The organism is Streptomyces sp. a15 (assembly GCF_059026085.1).
Genome location: NZ_JBWLKM010000005.1, coordinates 116931 through 135055 on the forward strand (window position 1 = coordinate 116931; position 18125 = coordinate 135055).

General features: G+C 69.6%; 24 protein-coding genes. 11 read left to right on the forward strand and 13 right to left on the reverse strand.

Translation table 11 applies throughout. From position 1 onward, the window contains the following. Window positions 1-24: 24 nt before the first annotated feature. A complete protein-coding gene (locus tag AC5P09_RS07980) occupies window positions 25-561 on the reverse strand; it encodes a tetratricopeptide repeat protein (protein ID WP_493873134.1) in 537 nt (178 codons plus the stop codon). A gap of 100 nt (window positions 562-661) precedes the next feature. Here AC5P09_RS07980 and AC5P09_RS07985 point away from each other — a divergent pair, with 100 nt between their 5' ends. Continuing rightward, a complete protein-coding gene (locus AC5P09_RS07985; RefSeq protein ID WP_493873135.1) occupies window positions 662-1114 on the forward strand; it encodes a hypothetical protein in 453 nt (150 codons plus the stop codon). Between the two features lie 88 nt (window positions 1115-1202). Here AC5P09_RS07985 and AC5P09_RS07990 read toward each other — a convergent pair whose 3' ends face one another. The 12 genes from AC5P09_RS07990 to AC5P09_RS08045 form a co-directional block, all read right to left on the reverse strand. Continuing rightward, window positions 1203-2765 (reverse strand): DUF1996 domain-containing protein, encoded by a 1563-nt coding sequence (locus AC5P09_RS07990; protein ID WP_493873136.1) that lies wholly within the window; start codon window positions 2763-2765, stop codon window positions 1203-1205. A gap of 202 nt (window positions 2766-2967) precedes the next feature. Next, a complete protein-coding gene (locus AC5P09_RS07995) occupies window positions 2968-3621 on the reverse strand; it encodes a LuxR C-terminal-related transcriptional regulator (protein ID WP_053755370.1) in 654 nt (217 codons plus the stop codon). After that, window positions 3606-4883, reverse strand: coding sequence for a sensor histidine kinase (locus AC5P09_RS08000; protein ID WP_493873137.1), 1278 nt, complete (start codon window positions 4881-4883; stop codon window positions 3606-3608). Before AC5P09_RS08000 ends, AC5P09_RS07995 begins: the two co-directional genes overlap by 16 nt. Before the next feature lie 52 nt (window positions 4884-4935). Next, a complete protein-coding gene (locus AC5P09_RS08005) occupies window positions 4936-5961 on the reverse strand; it encodes an NAD-dependent epimerase/dehydratase family protein (RefSeq protein ID WP_493873138.1) in 1026 nt (341 codons plus the stop codon). Window positions 5962-6029: 68 nt separating this feature from the next. Then, window positions 6030-6602 carry a winged helix-turn-helix domain-containing protein gene (locus tag AC5P09_RS08010; protein ID WP_493873139.1) on the reverse strand — a complete coding sequence of 191 codons (573 nt, stop codon included), beginning with the start codon at window positions 6600-6602 and terminating at the stop codon, window positions 6030-6032. A 347-nt stretch (window positions 6603-6949) separates the two neighbouring features. After that, on the reverse strand, window positions 6950-7978 hold the full coding sequence (gene glnII / locus AC5P09_RS08015) for a glutamine synthetase (protein ID WP_493873140.1): 1029 nt from the start codon (window positions 7976-7978) through the stop codon (window positions 6950-6952). 367 nt (window positions 7979-8345) lie between these two features. Then, window positions 8346-9005, reverse strand: a complete 660-nt coding sequence (locus AC5P09_RS08020; RefSeq protein WP_493873141.1) for an SCO2207 family protein — start codon at window positions 9003-9005, stop codon at window positions 8346-8348. Between the two features lie 107 nt (window positions 9006-9112). After that, window positions 9113-9958, reverse strand: a complete 846-nt coding sequence (locus AC5P09_RS08025) for a hypothetical protein (protein ID WP_493873142.1) — start codon at window positions 9956-9958, stop codon at window positions 9113-9115. Window positions 9959-10016: 58 nt separating this feature from the next. After that, a complete protein-coding gene (locus AC5P09_RS08030; RefSeq protein WP_493873143.1) occupies window positions 10017-10376 on the reverse strand; it encodes an arsenate reductase family protein in 360 nt (119 codons plus the stop codon). Window positions 10377-10559: 183 nt separating this feature from the next. After that, entirely contained in the window at window positions 10560-11762 is a 1203-nt protein-coding gene (locus AC5P09_RS08035; RefSeq protein WP_493873144.1) for a site-specific integrase, read from the reverse strand. Between the two features lie 17 nt (window positions 11763-11779). Continuing rightward, window positions 11780-12616, reverse strand: coding sequence for a hypothetical protein (locus AC5P09_RS08040; RefSeq protein ID WP_493873145.1), 837 nt, complete (start codon window positions 12614-12616; stop codon window positions 11780-11782). A 126-nt stretch (window positions 12617-12742) separates the two neighbouring features. Beyond that, window positions 12743-13267, reverse strand: a complete 525-nt coding sequence (locus AC5P09_RS08045; protein WP_493873146.1) for a hypothetical protein — start codon at window positions 13265-13267, stop codon at window positions 12743-12745. A gap of 169 nt (window positions 13268-13436) precedes the next feature. Between AC5P09_RS08045 and AC5P09_RS08050 the strand changes: the two genes are divergently transcribed. The 10 genes from AC5P09_RS08050 to AC5P09_RS08095 all read left to right on the forward strand — a co-directional run bounded on the left by AC5P09_RS08050 (window position 13437) and on the right by AC5P09_RS08095 (window position 18122). Next, complete coding sequence (locus AC5P09_RS08050; RefSeq protein WP_493873147.1) at window positions 13437-13676, forward strand: helix-turn-helix domain-containing protein; 240 nt, start codon at window positions 13437-13439, stop codon at window positions 13674-13676. 29 nt (window positions 13677-13705) lie between these two features. Then, window positions 13706-13882 carry a DNA-binding protein gene (locus AC5P09_RS08055; RefSeq protein WP_493873148.1) on the forward strand — a complete coding sequence of 59 codons (177 nt, stop codon included), beginning with the start codon at window positions 13706-13708 and terminating at the stop codon, window positions 13880-13882. A 245-nt stretch (window positions 13883-14127) separates the two neighbouring features. After that, window positions 14128-14601: a hypothetical protein gene (locus AC5P09_RS08060; RefSeq protein WP_493873149.1), complete on the forward strand. Its 474-nt coding sequence runs from the start codon at window positions 14128-14130 to the stop codon at window positions 14599-14601. Continuing rightward, on the forward strand, window positions 14598-15167 hold the full coding sequence (locus AC5P09_RS08065; protein WP_493873150.1) for a hypothetical protein: 570 nt from the start codon (window positions 14598-14600) through the stop codon (window positions 15165-15167). Before AC5P09_RS08060 ends, AC5P09_RS08065 begins: the two co-directional genes overlap by 4 nt. After that, complete coding sequence (locus tag AC5P09_RS08070; protein WP_493873151.1) at window positions 15164-15448, forward strand: hypothetical protein; 285 nt, start codon at window positions 15164-15166, stop codon at window positions 15446-15448. The genes AC5P09_RS08065 and AC5P09_RS08070 overlap by 4 nt, the downstream gene beginning before the upstream one ends. Beyond that, window positions 15448-16056 (forward strand): hypothetical protein, encoded by a 609-nt coding sequence (locus AC5P09_RS08075; protein WP_493873152.1) that lies wholly within the window; start codon window positions 15448-15450, stop codon window positions 16054-16056. Before AC5P09_RS08070 ends, AC5P09_RS08075 begins: the two co-directional genes overlap by 1 nt. Next, a complete protein-coding gene (locus AC5P09_RS08080) occupies window positions 16056-16529 on the forward strand; it encodes a hypothetical protein (RefSeq protein WP_493873153.1) in 474 nt (157 codons plus the stop codon). Before AC5P09_RS08075 ends, AC5P09_RS08080 begins: the two co-directional genes overlap by 1 nt. Beyond that, the gene (locus AC5P09_RS08085; protein WP_493873154.1) at window positions 16529-16897 is read left to right on the forward strand and encodes a DUF6303 family protein; all 369 of its coding nucleotides are present in this window, start codon (window positions 16529-16531) and stop codon (window positions 16895-16897) included. Before AC5P09_RS08080 ends, AC5P09_RS08085 begins: the two co-directional genes overlap by 1 nt. Further along, window positions 16897-17808 carry a hypothetical protein gene (locus AC5P09_RS08090; RefSeq protein ID WP_493873155.1) on the forward strand — a complete coding sequence of 304 codons (912 nt, stop codon included), beginning with the start codon at window positions 16897-16899 and terminating at the stop codon, window positions 17806-17808. The genes AC5P09_RS08085 and AC5P09_RS08090 overlap by 1 nt, the downstream gene beginning before the upstream one ends. Next, on the forward strand, window positions 17808-18122 hold the full coding sequence (locus AC5P09_RS08095; RefSeq protein ID WP_493873156.1) for a hypothetical protein: 315 nt from the start codon (window positions 17808-17810) through the stop codon (window positions 18120-18122). The genes AC5P09_RS08090 and AC5P09_RS08095 overlap by 1 nt, the downstream gene beginning before the upstream one ends. Window positions 18123-18125 lie beyond the last annotated feature (3 nt).

An 18125-nucleotide genomic window follows, 5' to 3' on the forward strand; every position in this document is an offset into this window, starting at 1 on the left:
GTTGGTCACCGCCACCCGGGTGACTCAACCCCGAGGATCGACGAGAGCCCGCGCGTAGTTCGCCATCGACCGCTGGTAATGCGGCAGATGGGGCGCGAGGGCGCCCAGGACGAGGGAGAGGCCTTCGCGGTCGCGGCCGAGGCTGGACAGGCACAGGGCGAGTGTCGCGCGTACCGCGTCGTCCAACTCGTCCGAAGGGGCGTCCAGTTCGGGTGTCAGCAGCTTGACGCCCTCCTCCGCCTGTCCGGTGTTCCGCAGGGAGCTGGACAGCTGGATCCTGGCGCGCCGCCCCTTGTAGCCGTCGAGGCCGCGGGCGAGGGCCTCCCGATACAGCGGAACGGCCTTGTCCGAGTGGCCCGTCGAATCCCAGGCGCAGGCCTGCTCGAAGGGGCCGAGCGGGCTGCCGGCCGGCAATTCGGCGACGAGTGCGTCGATCACCGCGCGGAAGTCGGCCGCATCTTCTTCGGCGTAGTCGTCGAAGCTCGCCCAAGCTGCGGTCACGCGATCTTCCCAGTCCTGGTTCACCGGGACACTTTCGCACGGGTGTGCCCGTCGTGGCATCGGATTTGAGCGCGGCGGGCCCGGGAGCCGTATCGAAGGGGACGGGCCCCTTGCCGGGGCCGACCGAGGCATGGTCCGATGCAGGCGACCGGAGGAACAGATGAGGGTGACCCGACCGATGCTCGCGCTGAGCGGCGCGGCGCTGGTGCTTGCGCTGGCGGGCTGCGGATCCGACGGGGACGGCGAGGCGGCCGTTCCGGAGACGGCGACCGGCAGCCTCGAGCACCTGGCGGCCGAGGCGAAGTGCAAGCCGAACATGCAGACGGACGCGGACACGATCCGGCAGGCCATCTGCAAGGACGGCGACCAGAAGTACGTCCTCGCCACCTTCGCCACCGACCGCGGCCAGCGCGAGTGGCTGAACGGGGCGAAGGACTACGGCGGCTACTACCTCGTCGGCCGCAAGTGGGTCGCCGTCGGCGAGGAGAAGACGGTCACCGAGCTGCGGACCACGCTCGGCGGGACCATGGAGGAGGGGTCCGCTCACATGAACGGCGGCCACGGTGGTACGGGCGGCGAGGCCACGCACTCCGGCTCCGGCCACGGCGGCTGACCGCGCGGGTCTTTTCGCGCGAGGCTCTTGAGGGCAAACGAAAGCCGGCGGTGGGAAATCCCACCGCCGGCTTCCTACTGGGTCAGGACTACTGGCAGTCCTCGCCGCTGTTGATGCAGTCGACCATCTGGTTCATCACGTCCTCGTCGAAGAAGTTGATGAAGTCGTTGTGGTCGGTGATCGGCTTGTGCAGCTGCTCCGGGAAGGAGTCCACCGCGAACGGGTTCACGACCTGCCCGTTCTCGATCTGCGGGGCCGGCACGTCGTAGACCAGACGGACCTGCAGCTGGGGGATGGCCTGGAAGCCGTTGGCACAGGTGCCGTCGGCCTGGACGAACGCCACGTGGGTACGGTGGTTGGCGCTGTCGATGTTCTGGCCGTCCCAGCAGCTCTGGAAGGCGGACGTGCGCACCACCGAGCTGCCCTCGGGGCAGATCGGGTACTTGTCCGTCACCTGCCGGTCCTCGAAGCCGGTGCAGCTCCAGGCGGTGTTGGCGTTCGCGAGACCGTTGGTGAAGGCCTTGGCGTCACCGGTGATGATGCGCAGGGCCGTCGGCATCGCGACGACATCGCTCGTCTTGTTGCCGACGAACTTCAGCTCCGCCTCGGCGGTCTGCTGGATGGTGCCGACGTTGCTGTCCTGACCGCCACCGGGCGCGTCCGCGTCGATGTCGTTCTGGCCGTCCTGCACCCGCAGTACCGGCCAGAAGTACGACGACTTGTCGCCCTGGTTCTGGCAGGTCGTCTCGCCGTTCGCCAGGTCCTCGTCGCTCGCGAAAGCGTCGTTGGCCTGGTTGCCGACGTAGTCGTGCTGGTGCTGCGCACCGTTGCTGACACCGGGAGCGACGATCACGTTGTCCGAGTTGCGGTTCTCGTTCTCGTTGGTGCCGCAGTTCGTGGTGAAGCTGCCCGTCGAACCGGTGTCCCCGTTCGCGGCGAGGCCGTTCGGCAGGTTGCGGGAATTGGGCTGGACGTCCTCGATGTTGACGAAGTCGTCGGCCACCGGGCCGTTGCCGGCCTGACCGCCGTTGCCCTGGTCCTGACCGTCACCCTGGTCCTGGCCGTTGTCCTGACCGTCGCCCTGGTCCTGGCCGCCGCCCTGGTCCTGGCCGTTGTCCTGGCCCTGGTCCTGACCGCCGTTGTTCTGGTCCCCGCCCTGACCGTCGTTGGTCTCCGGCTGTTCGGCCGGGACACCCTGACACTCGGCGAGCTGGTCGATCCCCTGCGGAGCCTTACCGCCCACGCGGTTGATGTTGATGCCGATCCGGTCGATGGTGGCGACCCGCTTGGACTTCAGCGGGCCCAGGATGGCGTTGTTGACGTAGCCGGCGTCTCCTGCCTGGGCCTGGCGCGTGTCCGCGAGACGCGTGTAGGCGTCCGTGATCTGCCTGTCGAGCAGCGCCAGCTCCTTGGCGACGCCTTGGCGCGCGCCCTCTGGCACGTCCGTCAGCTTCTGGCCGACGTCCGGGCAGTTGATCGTCGCGACCTGAGCGCCCGTGGCCTTGGTCTGATTCTGCCCCGAGCCTGTCTCATGAGCCGAGGCGTAGAAGTTTGCCCAGATCAGCCCGCCCCCACCGAGCGCTAGGGCTGCCGAAGCGGCAACGGCCTTGGTGGCCAGTGGCATACGGCGTTTTCTTGTGTTGCGTCCCATGGAACTCCTCTGACTTCCTTGCGGGGCTATCGAGGCGCCCGACAGGAGTGAAGCGGCTCCCCTGAATACGCAAGCGGTCCCAGTGGTGTTCAGCCGTCTCAGAAATTGGTGAGAGGTTCGCGAGACAATTCGGTTTCAACTGCCCATGAAATACATGCAGTTGCTGATCCCTCACAGGAGGTGCCCGGGCAGGGTCCCGATTTCAGCGGCCGTGGTCGAGATACGCGAGAACCGCCAGGACGCGACGGTTGTCGTCGTCCGACACTTCCAGCCCCAGTTTGGCGAAGATATTGGCGGTGTGTTTCGCAATCGCCCGTTCCGTGACCACCAGCTTGGCGGCGATCGCCGCGTTGGTGCGGCCCTGCGCCATCAGTTCCAGCACCTCGCGTTCCCGGGGCGTGAGCCGGCCGAGCGGCTGGTCGTCGGCCGCCCGGCGGGACAGCAGCTGCTGGATCACCTGCGGGTCCATCGCCGTACCGCCCGCCGCGACCCGCCGTACGGCGTCCACGAACTGCTCCGCGTCGAACACCCGGTCCTTCAGCAGATAGCCGACCCCGCCGCTGCCGTCGGCGAGCAGCTCACGCGCGTACAGCTGCTCCACGTGCTGCGAGAGCACCAGCACCGGCAGACCGGGTCTGTCCCGGCGGGCGTTCAGCGCGCACTGCAAGCCCTCGTCGGTGTGCGTCGGCGGCAGTCGTACGTCGACCACCGCGACGTCCGGCTCCAGTTCGGCCAGCGCGGCGGCCAGCTCCGGCCCGCTCTCGACGGCCGCCGCGATCTCGAAGTCGTACGCCTCCAGGAGACGGACGAGTCCGTCCCGCAGCAGGAACAGGTCTTCGGCTAGGACAACGCGCAAGGGATCTCCATGGTGACCATGGTGGGACCGCCCGCGGGACTGCTGACGGCCAGGACGCCGTCGAATGTACCCAGTCGCCGCTCCACCCCGGCCAGACCCGAACCGGCCCCGGTCGCCGCGCCGCCCCTGCCGTTGTCGGTGACCGAGATCCGCAGCATGCCGGCGCCCTCCGCGACGTGATGCAGATCGACCCAGATCCGGTCGGCGTCCGCGTGCTTGACCGCGTTGGTGAGCACCTCGCTGACCGCGAAGTACGCCGCCGACTCCACGGGCGCGTCCGCCCGGCCGGGCAGGTCCACCTCCACCTCGGTGGTCACCGGCAGCCGCAGCGCCAACGCCCGTACCGCGTCGCCCAGTCCGCGCTCCGCGAGCACCGGCGGGTGGATGCCGCGCACCAGGTCGCGCAGCTCGGTGAGGGCGTCCACGGACGACTGGCGGGCCTGCGCGAGCAGCTTCCTCGCCTGTTCGGGGTTCTTGTCCAGCAGCACCTCGATGGTGCCGAGATCCATGCCCATCGCGACCAGCCGGGCCTGCGCCCCGTCGTGCAGGTCCCGCTCGATGCGCCGCAGTTCGGCGGCGGAGGTGTCGACGGCGTCGCGCCGGGTCTCGGTCAGCACCCGCACCCGCTCGGCCAGTTCGCCCTGGTTGGAGGCGAGCACCGCCCGGGTCAGCCGGAAGTGCGCCTCCAGCAGCCGCGGGGTGAGGAAGTGGGCGAAGAACAGGAGGACGAGGCCCAGCGCGGCGGCGGCGAGCGCGGTGGCCTGCCCGGAGACGGGCACGAACCCGTACCAGTACCCGTCCGGGAAGACCCGCCACAGCCCGGCCGCCAGCGCGAACCCCTCCAGCGGGTAGAAGAGCAGCACGGCCGGCAGCAGCGCGGTGAGGAACCCCGCGGTCATGTCGACCGGCAGCCACCTCAGGTCCCGCCAGGTCGCCGGGTCACGCAGCATCGCGAAGGTACGCATCCAGGGGTTGGCGTCCTTCGGGACCGGCCGGTACGCCGACGGGATCTGCACCCCGCACCACTGGGCGGCCAGGACCCGCCGCCAGTCGGCGAACGCCCGCACCCCCGTGAGCACCCACGGCGTGGTGACGATCCCGATCCCGATCGGTATCAGCGCGAGGGACACCAGGGTGAGCGTGAAACAGAGCACCGCCCCCGGCAGCGTCACCAGCGCCAGCCCGAGCCCCCGTACCGCCGCCCGCCCCACGCCTCGCGTCCCGGTGCGGCCGGTGCCGCTCTTCGTCTCGATGGTCGTCATGGCGTCAGTCTGGCCGAGCGGAAGGCGGGGGTCACTGGGGCTGGGCGGCCGGTCAGGAGGTGGTGCCAGATACACCCCCGGTCGCGGCGAGGACCTTCGCCTCCAGCTCCGGGTCCAGTCCCACCGTCGGCCGGTCCGGGCGCTGCGGCGCCACCCCGCCGATGCTCCGCAACCAGTTCCACGTGTCGGCGACGGTCTCGGTGACCGGACGGCAGCGCAGGCCCGCCCCGAGCGCCCGGGAGACATCCGCGCTGTGCAGGGCCGCATGCCCCTCGCTGCCCGGCGGCAGCCACACCGGCAGCTGCTGCCACGGCTCGATGCCCGCGTCGAGGACGACGTCCGGTTCGGTCCAGCGCAGCTCGGCGGCGGCGCCGGTGACGTCCACGCAGGCGTCGAGGAACGTGCCCATGGTGGCGTGCCCCGAGGGCCCGACGAGGTTGTAGGGTCCGCTCGCCTTCCGCTCCGCCGAGTCGAGGATCCATTCCGCGAGGTCACGGACGTCGACGTACTGGATGGGCAGGTCGTACGGCCCGGGCGCGAGGACGGGGCCGCCACGGGCGATCCGGTTCAGCCACCAGGGCAGCCGGCCGATGTTCTCGTACGGCCCGAGGATCAGCCCGGCCCGTACGAGCAGGGAGCGGTCCGCGCCGAAGGCCTCGACGGCGGCCAGCTCGCCGCCCCGCTTGTCCCGGGCGTAGTCGGTCTGCTCGGCGTCGGCCGAGGCTCCCTCGACCAGGGGCGAGTCCTCGGTGTACCCGGCGCCCCGCGGCCACGCGTACACCGAGCAGCTCGACACGTACACATACCGGTCGGCGCGGCCCCGCAGCAGCCGCGCCGCCTCGTGCACCGCCCGGGGCGCGGCCGACCAGGTGTCGACGACCACGTCCCAGTCGCCGTCCGCCGCGGCCAGGGCGGCGAGCCCCTCGGGGGCGGTGCGGTCGCCGTGCAGGGACCGCACGCCGGCCTCAGGTTCGTGGCGTCCCCGGTGGAAGACGGTCACCTCCCAGCCGCGCCCGAGGGCCGCCTCGACGACGGCCCGCCCCGCGAACTCCGTACCGCCCAGCATCAGAAGTCTCATGCCGGTGACTGTGCCCGGTGGAACCGCGGGACGGAACGGGTATCTGCCGTCAGCAGAGGCTTAGGGGATCAGCGTCCGGTCGGCGGCGCGTACTTGTAGCCGACCCGGCGCACCGTCTGGATCGCCCGGCGGTGCTCGGAGCCGAGCTTGCGGCGCAGGCGGGCGATGTGGACGTCGACCGTACGGCCGTCGCCGACATGGCCGTACCCCCACACCGTCGTCACCAGCTGGTCGCGGGTGTGCACCCGGTGGGGGTGGGTGACCAGATGCGCGAGCAGCTCGAACTCCAGGTAGGTCAGGTCGAGTTCGCGTCCGTCCACCGCGGCCGTGCGCTGCACGGTGTCGACGCGGACGAGCGGGTCGGCGGCGGTCTCGCCGCCCTCCGGCGCCGCCGCGTCGGGCACCGCCACCGGCGGGAACGGCGGCTGCTGGTCGGCCGGGACGAGCACCAGGTAGCCGATCATCGGCGGCTGCCCCGGCAGGGTGGGGAGGGTGTGCGGGGGAGCGGGCAGCCAGGTGGCGCCCGGCGGCAGGAACTCCGCGACGTCGATCACCTCGTCCCGGTCGACGGCCCGCAGTCGATGACGCGAACCGTTGGGGGAGGAGGGAACGGCGGTGGACAGGGAACGAGTGGTCGCCATGAGAGGTCAGCTCTTTCGCGCGAGAGGTCCGACGGGAACGTACGTCGTGCGCGCTGGCCGAAGGCCGGGGTGTACGGCTTTAGAGGGCCGGCGCGTTCGTCGCGCGGCAACACACCCGGTCGAAGTCGTGGTGCTGACGGGAAGGCCAGAACGGCTCGAGGTCATGGCGACCCGTCGCGGTGTGGTTCTGGAAGCCGGCCATGGGCCCATTGAAGCAGACACGACTCCGCGACAGGAGCCTGCTCTCACTGCTTGGACGCCTGCCTGGCGTGAACTCGCTCTCGTCCGGCACGCGGAAGGGGCGCCCGCCGAGATGGCGGGCGCCCCTTCCGGGAAGTGCGCGGTGATCAGATCTGGCCGGCCTTCTCCAGGGCGGAGCAGCAGGTGTCGACGATCAGGCGGGTCACCAGGTACGGGTCGACGTTGGCGTTCGGACGGCGGTCCTCGATGTAGCCCTTGCCGTCCTTCTCGACCTGCCACGGGATGCGGACCGAGGCGCCACGGTTGGAGACACCGTAGGAGTACTCGTTCCACGGGGCGGTCTCGTGCAGACCGGTCAGGCGGTCGTCGATGCCGGCGCCGTAGTGCTTGACGTGGTCGAGCGGCTTCGAGCCCTCGCCCAGCGACTCGCACGCGGTGATGATCGCGTCGTAGCCCTCGCGCATCGCCTTGGTGGAGAAGTTGGTGTGCGCACCGGCGCCGTTCCAGTCGCCCTTCACCGGCTTCGGGTCCAGCGTCGCGGCGACGCCGAAGTCCTCGGCGGTGCGGTAGAGCAGCCAGCGGGCCACCCACAGGTGGTCGGAGACCTCCAGCGGGGAGACCGGGCCGACCTGGAACTCCCACTGGCCGGGCATGACCTCGGCGTTGATGCCGGAGATCGCGAGGCCCGCCTTCAGGCAGTTCTCCAGGTGCGCCTCGACGACGTCACGGCCGAAGATCTCGTCGGCGCCGACACCGCAGTAGTAGCCGCCCTGGGGGGCCGGGAAGCCGCCCTTGGGGAAGCCCAGCGGGTAGCCGTCCTGGAAGAAGGTGTACTCCTGCTCGATGCCGAAGATCGGCTCCTGTGCGGCGAACTTCTCGGCGACCTCGACCAGCGCGGCACGGGTGTTGGACTCGTGCGGCGTCATGTCGATGTTGAGGACCTCGCACAGGACGAGGATGTCGTCGCCGCCGCGGATCGGGTCGGGGCAGGAGAAGACCGGCTTGAGGACACGGTCCGAGGAGTGGCCCTCGGCCTGGTTCGTGGAAGACCCGTCGAAGCCCCAGATTCCCAGCTCGGCACCCTTGGCGTCGTCGGCCAGTATCTTCGTCTTGGAACGGAGCTTCGCCGTCGGCTGGGTGCCGTCGATCCAGATGTACTCAGCCTTGAAGGTCACGGGCCACTTCCTTCGGGGGTGTGTCTAGACGCACGTGCGGGTGCTGCGGCGCTGCGGCACTGGGGCACCGCTTTCGATGCCAGGCAGCCTGTCAACAGGCGATTTCCCGGTCATTGCTCGAATGTGAACCCCGTGTTACCTGGTGGTGCTGTGGCGCGACTCACGCTGTGAGGGCCGGCGCTGCGCGGGGAGTGGTGCGCGGAGCGACAGGGAAAGACGCCCCGAACGGAGCGCGGGGGGGTGGCTCGTATGCGATGGGGTTGCGGGCGGGGCGCGGGGGCATGCAAGGTCACGGACATGCCGGTCCCGCCACCCCTGGCCGGGGGCGGCGGGACCGGTGACACGTACGGTTACGGGCGTCGTGGCATCACCCCACCTTCTCGATCACGGCCCGGCGAATCAGGAACTTGCCGGGCTCCCGTACCTCTTCGAAGGCCGCGTTGTTGAGCAGGACACAGCTGCCGGAGACCGAGGCGACCTCCACCGTCGTGGACTTGTTGTTGTCCAGGTTGGTGACCTTCAGCCTCGTGCCGGCCGGGAACTGGTTGCTGGACGCGGCCGGGGCGCCGTCCTCGCCGGACAGGGTGACGGTCGAGCCGTTGCACACCTGTTGACCGGGGGCGGGCGGCGCGGCCTGCGCCGGGGGCGCGGCCTGCGTGGGTGGCGCGGTCTGCGCCGGGGGCGTGGTCTGGGCCGGCTGGGTCGCCCGGGGGTCCTGAGCCGACTCCCCGACGACGCACCCGGACGCCTCCTGCTGCACCCTGATCTGTGCGATGACGGCCTCACGGTTGGCGATCCGGGCCTCGGACTGCGCGTCCGGGGCGGCCCGCTGGCCGTCGATGAACCGCTGGTTGTTGCCGAGGGCGGTGGCGAGCCCCTGGCAGACGGTCGACTCGGCGGCCGTCTGCGGGGACTGCGAGGCGTTCGAGGTGGCCGCCATGACGAAGGCGCCGCCTCCCGCCACCGTCGCGGCACTCGCCAGCAGCGCGAGCTTCTTCTTCGTGCCGAGCGTTCTCCTACGCGACATGCGCGGCTCCTGAGAGGTAGGGGAGCGTACGCCGCCATGTACGAGATACCGAACGAAGTTACTCAGCGGTTACAGGAGTCACCAAAGTGGTGCGCGTCACATCGGTGTCAGCTCTGGTCCTGTTCGTACGCCGCCACGGTGTCGTTGACGTGCTGGAGCAACCCCTCGGTGTGGCCCGTGAGTTCGGCTTCCCCGGTCTCCGCCCCGTCCCCCCACTGCCCACTGGCGAACACCACCGAGCGCACGGTCATCAGCCGCCGGAAGACCCCCGCCGAACCGGGCGGCACGGTCGGCAGCCCCGCCTCGGGCGGCGGGTCGAGCGCGACCACCTGATACGTCACCGGGTCCATCGAGGCCATCGTGAACACCGCCGAGGCGTCCTCGACGCGCCGGAAACTCAGCACGCTCACCGTCACCTGCGAACGCCGCTCGGTGTCCGTGAAGAGCGCCGCCGTCAACCGGACGCATCCCTCGCCCTGTTCGAGCAGCGCGGCCAGCTCGGGAGACATGGCACGGGCGCAGTCGGTGGTGGTGGCGAGGTCGACACGGTGGTGCCGGGAACCGTCCTTCAGGCGCACGTTCTGCTGCGGGAAGGCCTGCTCGGGCCGGATGACGGGCCGCGCGAGCAGGGAGGACAGGGCGGTCGGGGCGTCGGAGGGGAGGGAGACGTCGACGGACGGGGCGGCGGTGCCGGAGCCCGTGGTGGCCGAGGTCAGCGGGGTCGCCGTCGTCGCTTCGTCCCCCTCCCCGCCGCTCACGTACATCACGGCGCCCACGGCGATCGCCGCCACGAGGACGACCGCCGTGCCGGCGGCGACCGCGCGCCGGGTACGGCGTCTTCTGCGTATGCGCTCCTGCTCGGCCACCCATTGGGTGTACGGGTCAGGTGTGTACGGGCCAGGTGTGTACGGGTCGGGGCTGTGCGGGGGCATTCCTTGATCGCCGAAGGTCATGGCGGCGGAGGGTAACAGCGCAGACCCTCCGAACTCCCGCCGCCCGACAAACCGTTGACTATCGTGACAGAGCGTCCCGTACGGCCTCGTCGGTGCGGGCCACGACCGCCGTACCGTCGTCCGCGGTGATGATCGGACGCTGGATCAGCTTGGGATGCGCGGCGAGGGCGGTGATCCAGCGGTCGCGCGAAGTGTCGTCCCGGGACCAGCCCTTGAGACCGAGCTCCTTCGCGGCGGCCTCCTGGGTGCGGGTGATGTCCCAGGGTTCGAGACCGAGGCGGTTCAGGACGTCCCGGATCTCGTCCTCGCTCGGCACGTCCTCCAGATAGCGGCGGACGGTGTAGTCCGCGCCCTGAGCGTCGAGCAGGGTGAGCGCGCTGCGGCACTTCGAACAGGCCGGATTGATCCAGATCTCCATACGGCCCACGGTACGCGAAAACCCGTCCTTCACCTGTGCCACAGCACCCCCGAAAGCCCTTGTGGCCAGGGCCTTTTGTCAGTGGCGGGCAGTAGAATAGAAGCAGGATTCTATGAATCTGCCTCTATGGCCAGGTCAGAGGCAATCTGGGCGACCGATAGTGAGATCGTTTCTCACGGAATCTCACACCGGAGACTTGCGGCCTCTGTTGGCGGCAGCCTGGTGAAGACCGTCGATGACGAGTGCGGCGGGGCGCAGGTCCTCTGGGTTCGGGTGGACGTACTTGGCCCGGGTGAAGGCCGCGTTGGTGTGCCCGGCCCAGGCGGCAAGAACGCTGTCGTCGACTCCGCTGACGGCGAGCAGGGTGAGCACTGAGTGCCGGGCGTCGTACAGACGCACCCGGCGCAGTCCCAGCTCCGCCATCTTCTTGTAGGCGTACTCGCGTAGGTCCCGCGTGCTCATCGGCACGCCCAGTTCGTCCACGAAGAAGTACCCGGAGTCGGTGTATCCCTCGCCGGCGGCCAGCTTCTCGCGGGCCTGGATCCGTTTGAACTTCTTCACCGAGTCCCAGACGAACTGGGGAAGGGGCAGGGTGCGTTCGCCGCTGGTGGTCTTGGTGTCCTTCTCGTGCACCACGAGGTTGCCCAGCATGGTGCGTGTGTTGAGGACGGCGAGCGTCCCGGCCCTGAGGTCGATGTCCTCCTCCCAGCGCCCGCCCGCGACCTCGGCCGGCCGCAGGCCCATGAGGGAGAGGTGTAGCGGCGCCTCCAGGCGGTCGCCCTTGATGCCGGCCAGGAACGTGCCCACTTCGTGGACGTCCCACGGCTTGGCCCGCTCGTTCTCGCGCCGGTCCTTCTTCTTGGCCTGGCGTGGGATGGTCACGTACTGGGCGACGTTGGTGTGTACGAGCTTCCGGGTGACCGCGCGGCCGAGGATCTCCTTCAGCCGCCCGAGGATGACGTCGGCCGTCGAGGGGCGCAGCCCGGTGCCAGGCTTTCCGCCCCTGCGCCGGGCAGAAGTGAGCAGCCACTCCACCCAGTCCTCGACGTCCTCCTCCGTCAGCTCCTGGACGCGGACGCCACCAAGACCGGTGTGAATGTGGAGCAGCATGTTGTTGTAGTTGTAGAGGCTCGTCTCCTCGAGGTCCTCCTTCTTCTTCTCCAGCCACTTGGCGGTCCACTCGGACATGGTGATCTTGCTGGGCATGATGAACTGACCGGTGTCGCGCTGGTGTTGAATGCGCGACACCTCGGCCCGGACTTCCTTGACCGTGTCCTTGGTGATGGTCAGCTGCTTCCGCTTGCCCTCGGCGTCACGGCCTGCGTCGATGACAGTGCGGTAGCGGACCTTGCCGCTCTGCAGTACGACCTTCTTGATTTCTGGCACTTCTCTCCTCTCTCGGTTCAGCCACCACCCCCGCCCAGGAGACATGCCTCGATGTCGAGCAGCGGTGCCAGGGCAAGGCCGATACACAGGCCTGAGGCGGTCGGCGATCCCGTCAGTTCGTCGGCTGGCGGCTCCGCCGAGGGCGTCGGCTCCGGCGGAGGCGAACCGGTCGGGACCTCGCTGGTTGGGGTTGGGGTCTCTGCGGGTTGGCTCGGTGTCGCTGTCGGCTCCGGCCCGTCGACGGTGGGCACCGGCGATGCGGTGGCCATCGCGCTCGCGGGCCCGGGCACGCTGCTGGTGGGGCTGGTGCCTTGACTTGGCTGAGGCCCGTTCGTCGACTGCGACGGGCTGGGCGTCGGGCCGCTGGGCGGCGGTTGAGTGTAGGTGGGTGTCGGCTCCGCCGTCGGTGCGGAGGACGGCGGGCTGTGGCTGCCGTCCTCCCATGGTGCATACGCCAGGATGACGGCGGTGGCGGTAGCCGCTGCGGCCACTCCGGCCGCGATGCCTACCACCTGTCCTCGGCGCGTTTCCCATGCCTCGCGCGCTGTCTGACCTAGCGTCACGACCAGCGCGGCAACGGCGCCGCCGATGAACAGTCCCAAGTGCTTCTTGCGGCGAACCGGCTGAAGGCCGCCGGATGGCGACTCGGTTCCCAGCCCGCCGCTAACGGCTGCCAGTGCGGCTTCCTGTCTTGGTTCGGACGCCTCCTTGAGGGCGCGCAGTATGACTTCGCTGTTGTGCTCGGCACGCATGTCGCGTAGCTGCCGGTTGAGGTCCAGCCTCAGCCGCCGGAAGAGCAGCACCACGATGGTGATTTGCAAGCCGAGCCCAGCCGCGAGAATGATCCAGATCATTCTCATCCCCTGTGGCACGGTGGGTCTCGGTTACCACGCACGTCGGCGGGGTGCGCGGGGTAGACACGATGCCCCCCAAGTTGACCTTTACCACTCACATAAACACAGTTCGTGACTGAATAGTTACTATCCGACGCGGGGTTGTTGTGGTTCGACTGCGCGGATTGGCGCCTGCGGTGGCGCTTCGCCCGCGCTCTCGAGCTCGCCGGCTTCTACGCGTTCTGCGAGGCGACGTAGTGCGGGGGCGCGGTCCCCGACGGGTAGCTCGGCGATCATGTTCATGATGATGCGCTGCCGCTCGGGAGTCAGTCTGGCCAGCGGATCAGGCAGCGATTCGGACCGCTCCACGTGCTGGATCTCAATTTCACGGAGGATCGCAGCCGCGTCCGGCCGATGCTCGGCGAGTCGGGCTGACGACAGTCCGACGGTGTGCGCCATGTGAGCGAGGGTTTTGGAGGGCGCTTTGACGGCGTCTGAGGAACCGGGCTTGCCCTTCCATCCCTTCTCGATCTGGCGCCATCGGAAGCCTTTGATTCTGACGGGGGTCAGGTCGGCGGCTTCCTCGGGACTGAGGCCGCGTGCCTGGCGGGCGAGGCGAATGAGGTCTGCCTCGGGCGGCGGCGCGGGGGAACCGTGCTCGGGCGAGCCCATGGCTACTTCCTTCTGCTCCTGTGGACTTTCGTCAACTTCAGTCAACTCTTGCAGGTGTACGCGCTTCCCTGAAAGTCGAGAACCCCACCACACAACTCCTTCACAAACGGAGTTCTACATACTTCTACTTTCGCCTTGACTTGCTTCTACTTCCAGCTACTGTTCTTGCATGTCTCCACCCACCCAAGACCCACAGAGACTCAAGCGCAGACGGATCGAGGCAGGACTCAACCAGGGGGAGCTCGCCGACAAGGCCGGCATTCACCCCTCGCACATGTCGTGGCTCGAGCGCGGCCTCCGCGGAGCCTCACCCCGCGTTCTCACACGGCTCGCAGAGGCCCTGAACTGCCAGGTCGCTGACCTGATGCCGCCGTTGACGGACGCGGACAACCCGGCGGGTGCCGCCTGATGGACGCCGGCGTTCCGACCCTCAGCGAAGTGCGTGGATGGCCAGCCACGATCAGCGTCCCGCAGGCCGCCACCGCGCTCGGCATCTCCAAGAGCTACCTGCACGAGCTGATCAAGCAGGACCAGGCGCCGGTCAAGGTCCTTCCCATCAGCGGGCGCAACCGAGTCATCACCGCATCGCTCGTGCACCTGCTGGAAGGCGCCTGATGCGGGCGCTCGTGCGGGCCCTGCTCGCCTGGCGCTGTCCCACCTGCGAGCACCGGAACCCGCCATCGCGGATGCAGTGCAGGAAGTGCCGCAGGGACCGCCCACTCGGCGCCTGACCCCGGTGCACCCGACGGATCGCTTGCCGGCCAGCACCAGCGACATGACAAACGGGGCCGCCCGGACCCTGCCCGGTCCGTACGACCCCGCTCGAAGACGTCACCTCACCACTGAGAAATGAGGTTCACGTGGAACAGGCTACCCACCCCGCTACGCCCACCGCATCCACCAGTGACGCCCAAAAGCAGGAGCGCCTCGCGTACAAGCAGGCCTCCGCGCTGGCGGACCGCATCGTCGACCAGCTGAAGACCCTGCCGCGCTCGGCCGCCGTTGTCGGCGACCTGACCGGCTTCCGGGTCCGGCTGAACTTCGGCACCAATGACCCGGCCGGCGTTCTGGAGTTCGCTGCGATCGCCGACACCGAGGCCGTCCGCGACCACAAGGGATCCGGCGTCTGGTTCGAGGCACGAGCCATCATCGAGGGCATCCCCGTCTGCGCCGAGGTCCTCCTGTCCGCGGAGGCCGCCGCCGTCTGCGAGGCGCAGCCCGAGCAGGACGAACCCCCGACCGTCGAGCCGGTACCGCTCGGCGCCAGCGTCCTCGCCCAGGTCCAGGCCGTCACCCCGGTGACCGCTGCACAGCCGACGGGCCACGAGCAGTGAGCCGGGGCCTGCAGCACAAGCTGCACAGCAGCATCGACACGGCCGTCACGATGCTGGATCTGCCGCTGTCCGCCGAACACATCGAGCGCCTGGCCCTCGAGCTCACCCCCGCCGTCAAGGCGCTGCTCGCCGAGCAGGCCGACCAGATCACCGCGACCGTGCCCGTCGCGTACGCCGTCGCGGACCCCGCCGTCAGTGCGGACACGGACGTCTCGGAGTACGCCGGTTGCACCACCCGCATCCGCACGGACATCGACCTCGACTCACCGGCCGCGCTGATGGCGCACGATCTGCGGTCGAAGCAGCCGGACGTGACGGCGACCGACGTGCCCGACGCCACGACGCTCGGCATCACCGTCGACCCGCAGTCGATCGATGCCTGGCGCTGGTGGCTCCACTACTTCGACATCGATCCGGCCAAGGTCAACACCGTGGACGGCAGCGCCACGGCCACCGGCCACCGCCGCGGTGTCACCGTGCACCTGCGCGGCGACGGCGTGCCCGAGCTGCTTACCGACCGCGCGGCCGCCCGGCTCGCGGGCGTGATCGCACCGGACACACCGTGAGCGGGCCCGCGACCACCGCCCAGTGGCTGGCCGCGGGCGCCATTGGCACCGGCACCGGCGCCGTCCTCCTCGGCCTGCTCAAGCTCGCCCTGGACGAGGGCGAGCTGCCGGACTACTGGGCCACCCGCACCCCGCCCCCGCCGCGCGTACCGCCCATGCCCAGCTACGCGCCGCCCCGGCACCAGCGTCGCCGGCACGCGAGCCCGCCTGCCCCGGACGAGACCCAGCCCGTCACCTGCGTGCAGCCGACCCGTGCACGCCACGCCAAGAAGGCCGCCTGATGCAGCTGATCGAAGAGACCTATCTCGGGTGGGACCCGCTGTCCCACGCCGTCGACTGCGCCAACCCCTCCTGGGACGTGGTGGAGATGCGCCGCACCGAGGGCGCCCGCCCGGCTGCCACCGGCGCCGAGCCCCATGCCTGCCCCAACGACGTGTGCTCCCACACCGACACGTTCGGGAGGGTGCAGGTGCGGCTGCTGTGCCGCGACTGCAGCACCGTCCGCACCATCACCGGCGAAGGCCTCACCGAGGTCTGCTCCCACACCTCGCTGACCGGCTGGGGCCAGGCCCCAGCCCGGCACGGCGACGTGTGGCTGTGGCCCGGCCGCCCGGCCGTCCCGGGCGGCGAGCCGCACCAGTACCTCGTCACCCGCCAGCCCGCTAGTCTCACCGCCGAGACGCTGTACGGGATCATCACCCGCTACCGCGACGCCGACCACGCTCCGCGCTGGATCGCGGCCGCCGTCCCCGACGAGGACGGCGCCCACCAGGTCTCCACCACCCGATGGCGCCATGCCTCCCGCGGCCTGGCCGCCCTCGAGGACGCCGCCGCCTGGATCACCACCGCTGAACTGCCCGCCGAGCGCACGCTGGTGGTGGCCGTCTGATGAGCATCGGCCCCAACACCAAGGCCTCGATCGCCATCGACGTCGACCTCAGCGCCTTGCCCCGTGTCCCGGACGACTACCTGGTGGCGCTGTGGCACGCGGCTCAGTTCAACCCCGCGCCCTTCGGCGACGAGTTGGCTGGCGAGCTGGTCAAGAAGATCGGCTGGGAAATCATCCGCCGCTGGCTGGCCAAGACTCCGCCGTCGATGTACCACCACCAACCGCACCACTACACCTGGCACCACCTCACTCGCTTTGCCGTACACCGCGACGGCGACTGGCAGCTGGACCCGGACAAGGTCGCCAAGCACCAGGCCGAACAGCAGGCGACCCCGCAGGACGGGTGCCCGCGCAACGTGATCGACGGTGACGGTGGCGTCGGCCAGCACTTCTTCAAGAAGGGCACGCTGACGGACTCCCCGATCGCCTGCGTCTACTGCGGCACCCCCGAGCCCGAGGGCGGTGGCCGCTGATGACCGAGAAGACGCCCGTCGTGGAGCGCGCGCAGGTCCACCGTCTGTGCTGCGACTCCAGCCCCGACAAGTTGATCGGCTCCACCAGCCGTGCCCGCTGGGAGCTGTACCTCGTCGTCTACAACACGACGGACGAGTGGCCTGCTCACAAGTGGCCGGCCTCCCGACGCCACCAGGTCCCCACCCCGGACGAGCGCACGGCCGCCCTCGCAAAGCTCGGCTACGCCCCGGCGCCCGGTGCCGTGTGGGAGTGGCAGGAGACCGAGACACCCGACTATCACGGCCACCCGTCCTCCATCGGTTTCCTCGGCACGATCAACGTCGTCCCGCTCGAGCAGGCCCAGGCCGCCGACGGCGGTGACAGCTGATGCCCCGCGAGGCTTACATCGAGCGCAAGTTCAGCCCGGCCAGCATGGCGCTGATCACGAAGGCCGACGAGATCTGCCGCGCCTACGCCGCGCAAGGCTACGACCTGACCCTGCGCCAGCTGTACTACCAGTTTGTCGCCCGTGACCTGCTGCCCAACAAGCAGTCCGAGTACAAGAGGCTGGGCAGCGTAGTTAACGACGCGCGTTTGGCGGGCCTGCTCGACTGGGACTACATCGTCGACCGCACCCGGAACCTGCGTGGCCTCCCGCACTGGGACAACCCGCACTCGGTCATCAGGTCCGCGGCGAGCAGCTACCGGACCGAGCGGTGGGCGGACCAGCCGCATCGCGTCGAGGTCTGGATCGAGAAGGACGCCCTCGTCGGTGTCATCACCGGTGTCTGCCAGCGCTACGACGTCGATTACTTCTCCTGCCGCGGCTACACCTCGCAGTCCGAACTGTGGGGCGCCGCTCAGCGGATGATCAATTACCAGAACGCCGGGCAGAAGCCCGTGATCATCCACCTCGGCGACCACGACCCGTCCGGGGTGGACATGACCCGGGACATCCGCGAGCGACTGGCCCTGTTCGGGGCCGAGGTCGAGGTGCGGCGGATCGCGCTGAACATGGACCAGGTCGAAGAGCACCAGCCGCCGCCGAACCCGGCCAAGCTGACCGACTCTCGCGCCACCGGCTACATCCGCGAGCACGGGCGCAGCAGCTGGGAGCTCGACGCTCTTGAGCCGAGCCTGCTCGACCGGCTCATCGAAGAGAACATCTGGGACTGCCGGGACGTCGACCTCTGGGACACGGCGACGCAAGCCATGGAACGAGAGCGCACGCTCCTGCGCAGCGTCGCTGGCCGCTGGAGCGAGATCGCCGATTTCCTCGCCGAGGACGGTGACCGCTGATGCCGTCCTCCGCTCAGCGGCCGCGGCTGCCCGAGATCAGCGAGGGCCAGCGCAAGGCCCGGCTCGCCTGGAACGAGGGGAAGACCGGCACCAGCCGCCAGGCCGCCGACACGCCTGCCGTCGAGGCGTGCTCGGTCGACGCGTGCGGTACCCCGGCCATCTCCCGGCGCCCGCCGGCACAGGGCATGGTGCAGGTCCACGGCGCCGCCGACGGCGCGGCCGCGCACTGGTACTGCCCCAGCCGGTGCGCGGCGATCGCCCGTGCCCGCGCCGAGCTCCGCGCCGTCCCCATGCGCCCGGGCGGTGACAGCTGATGC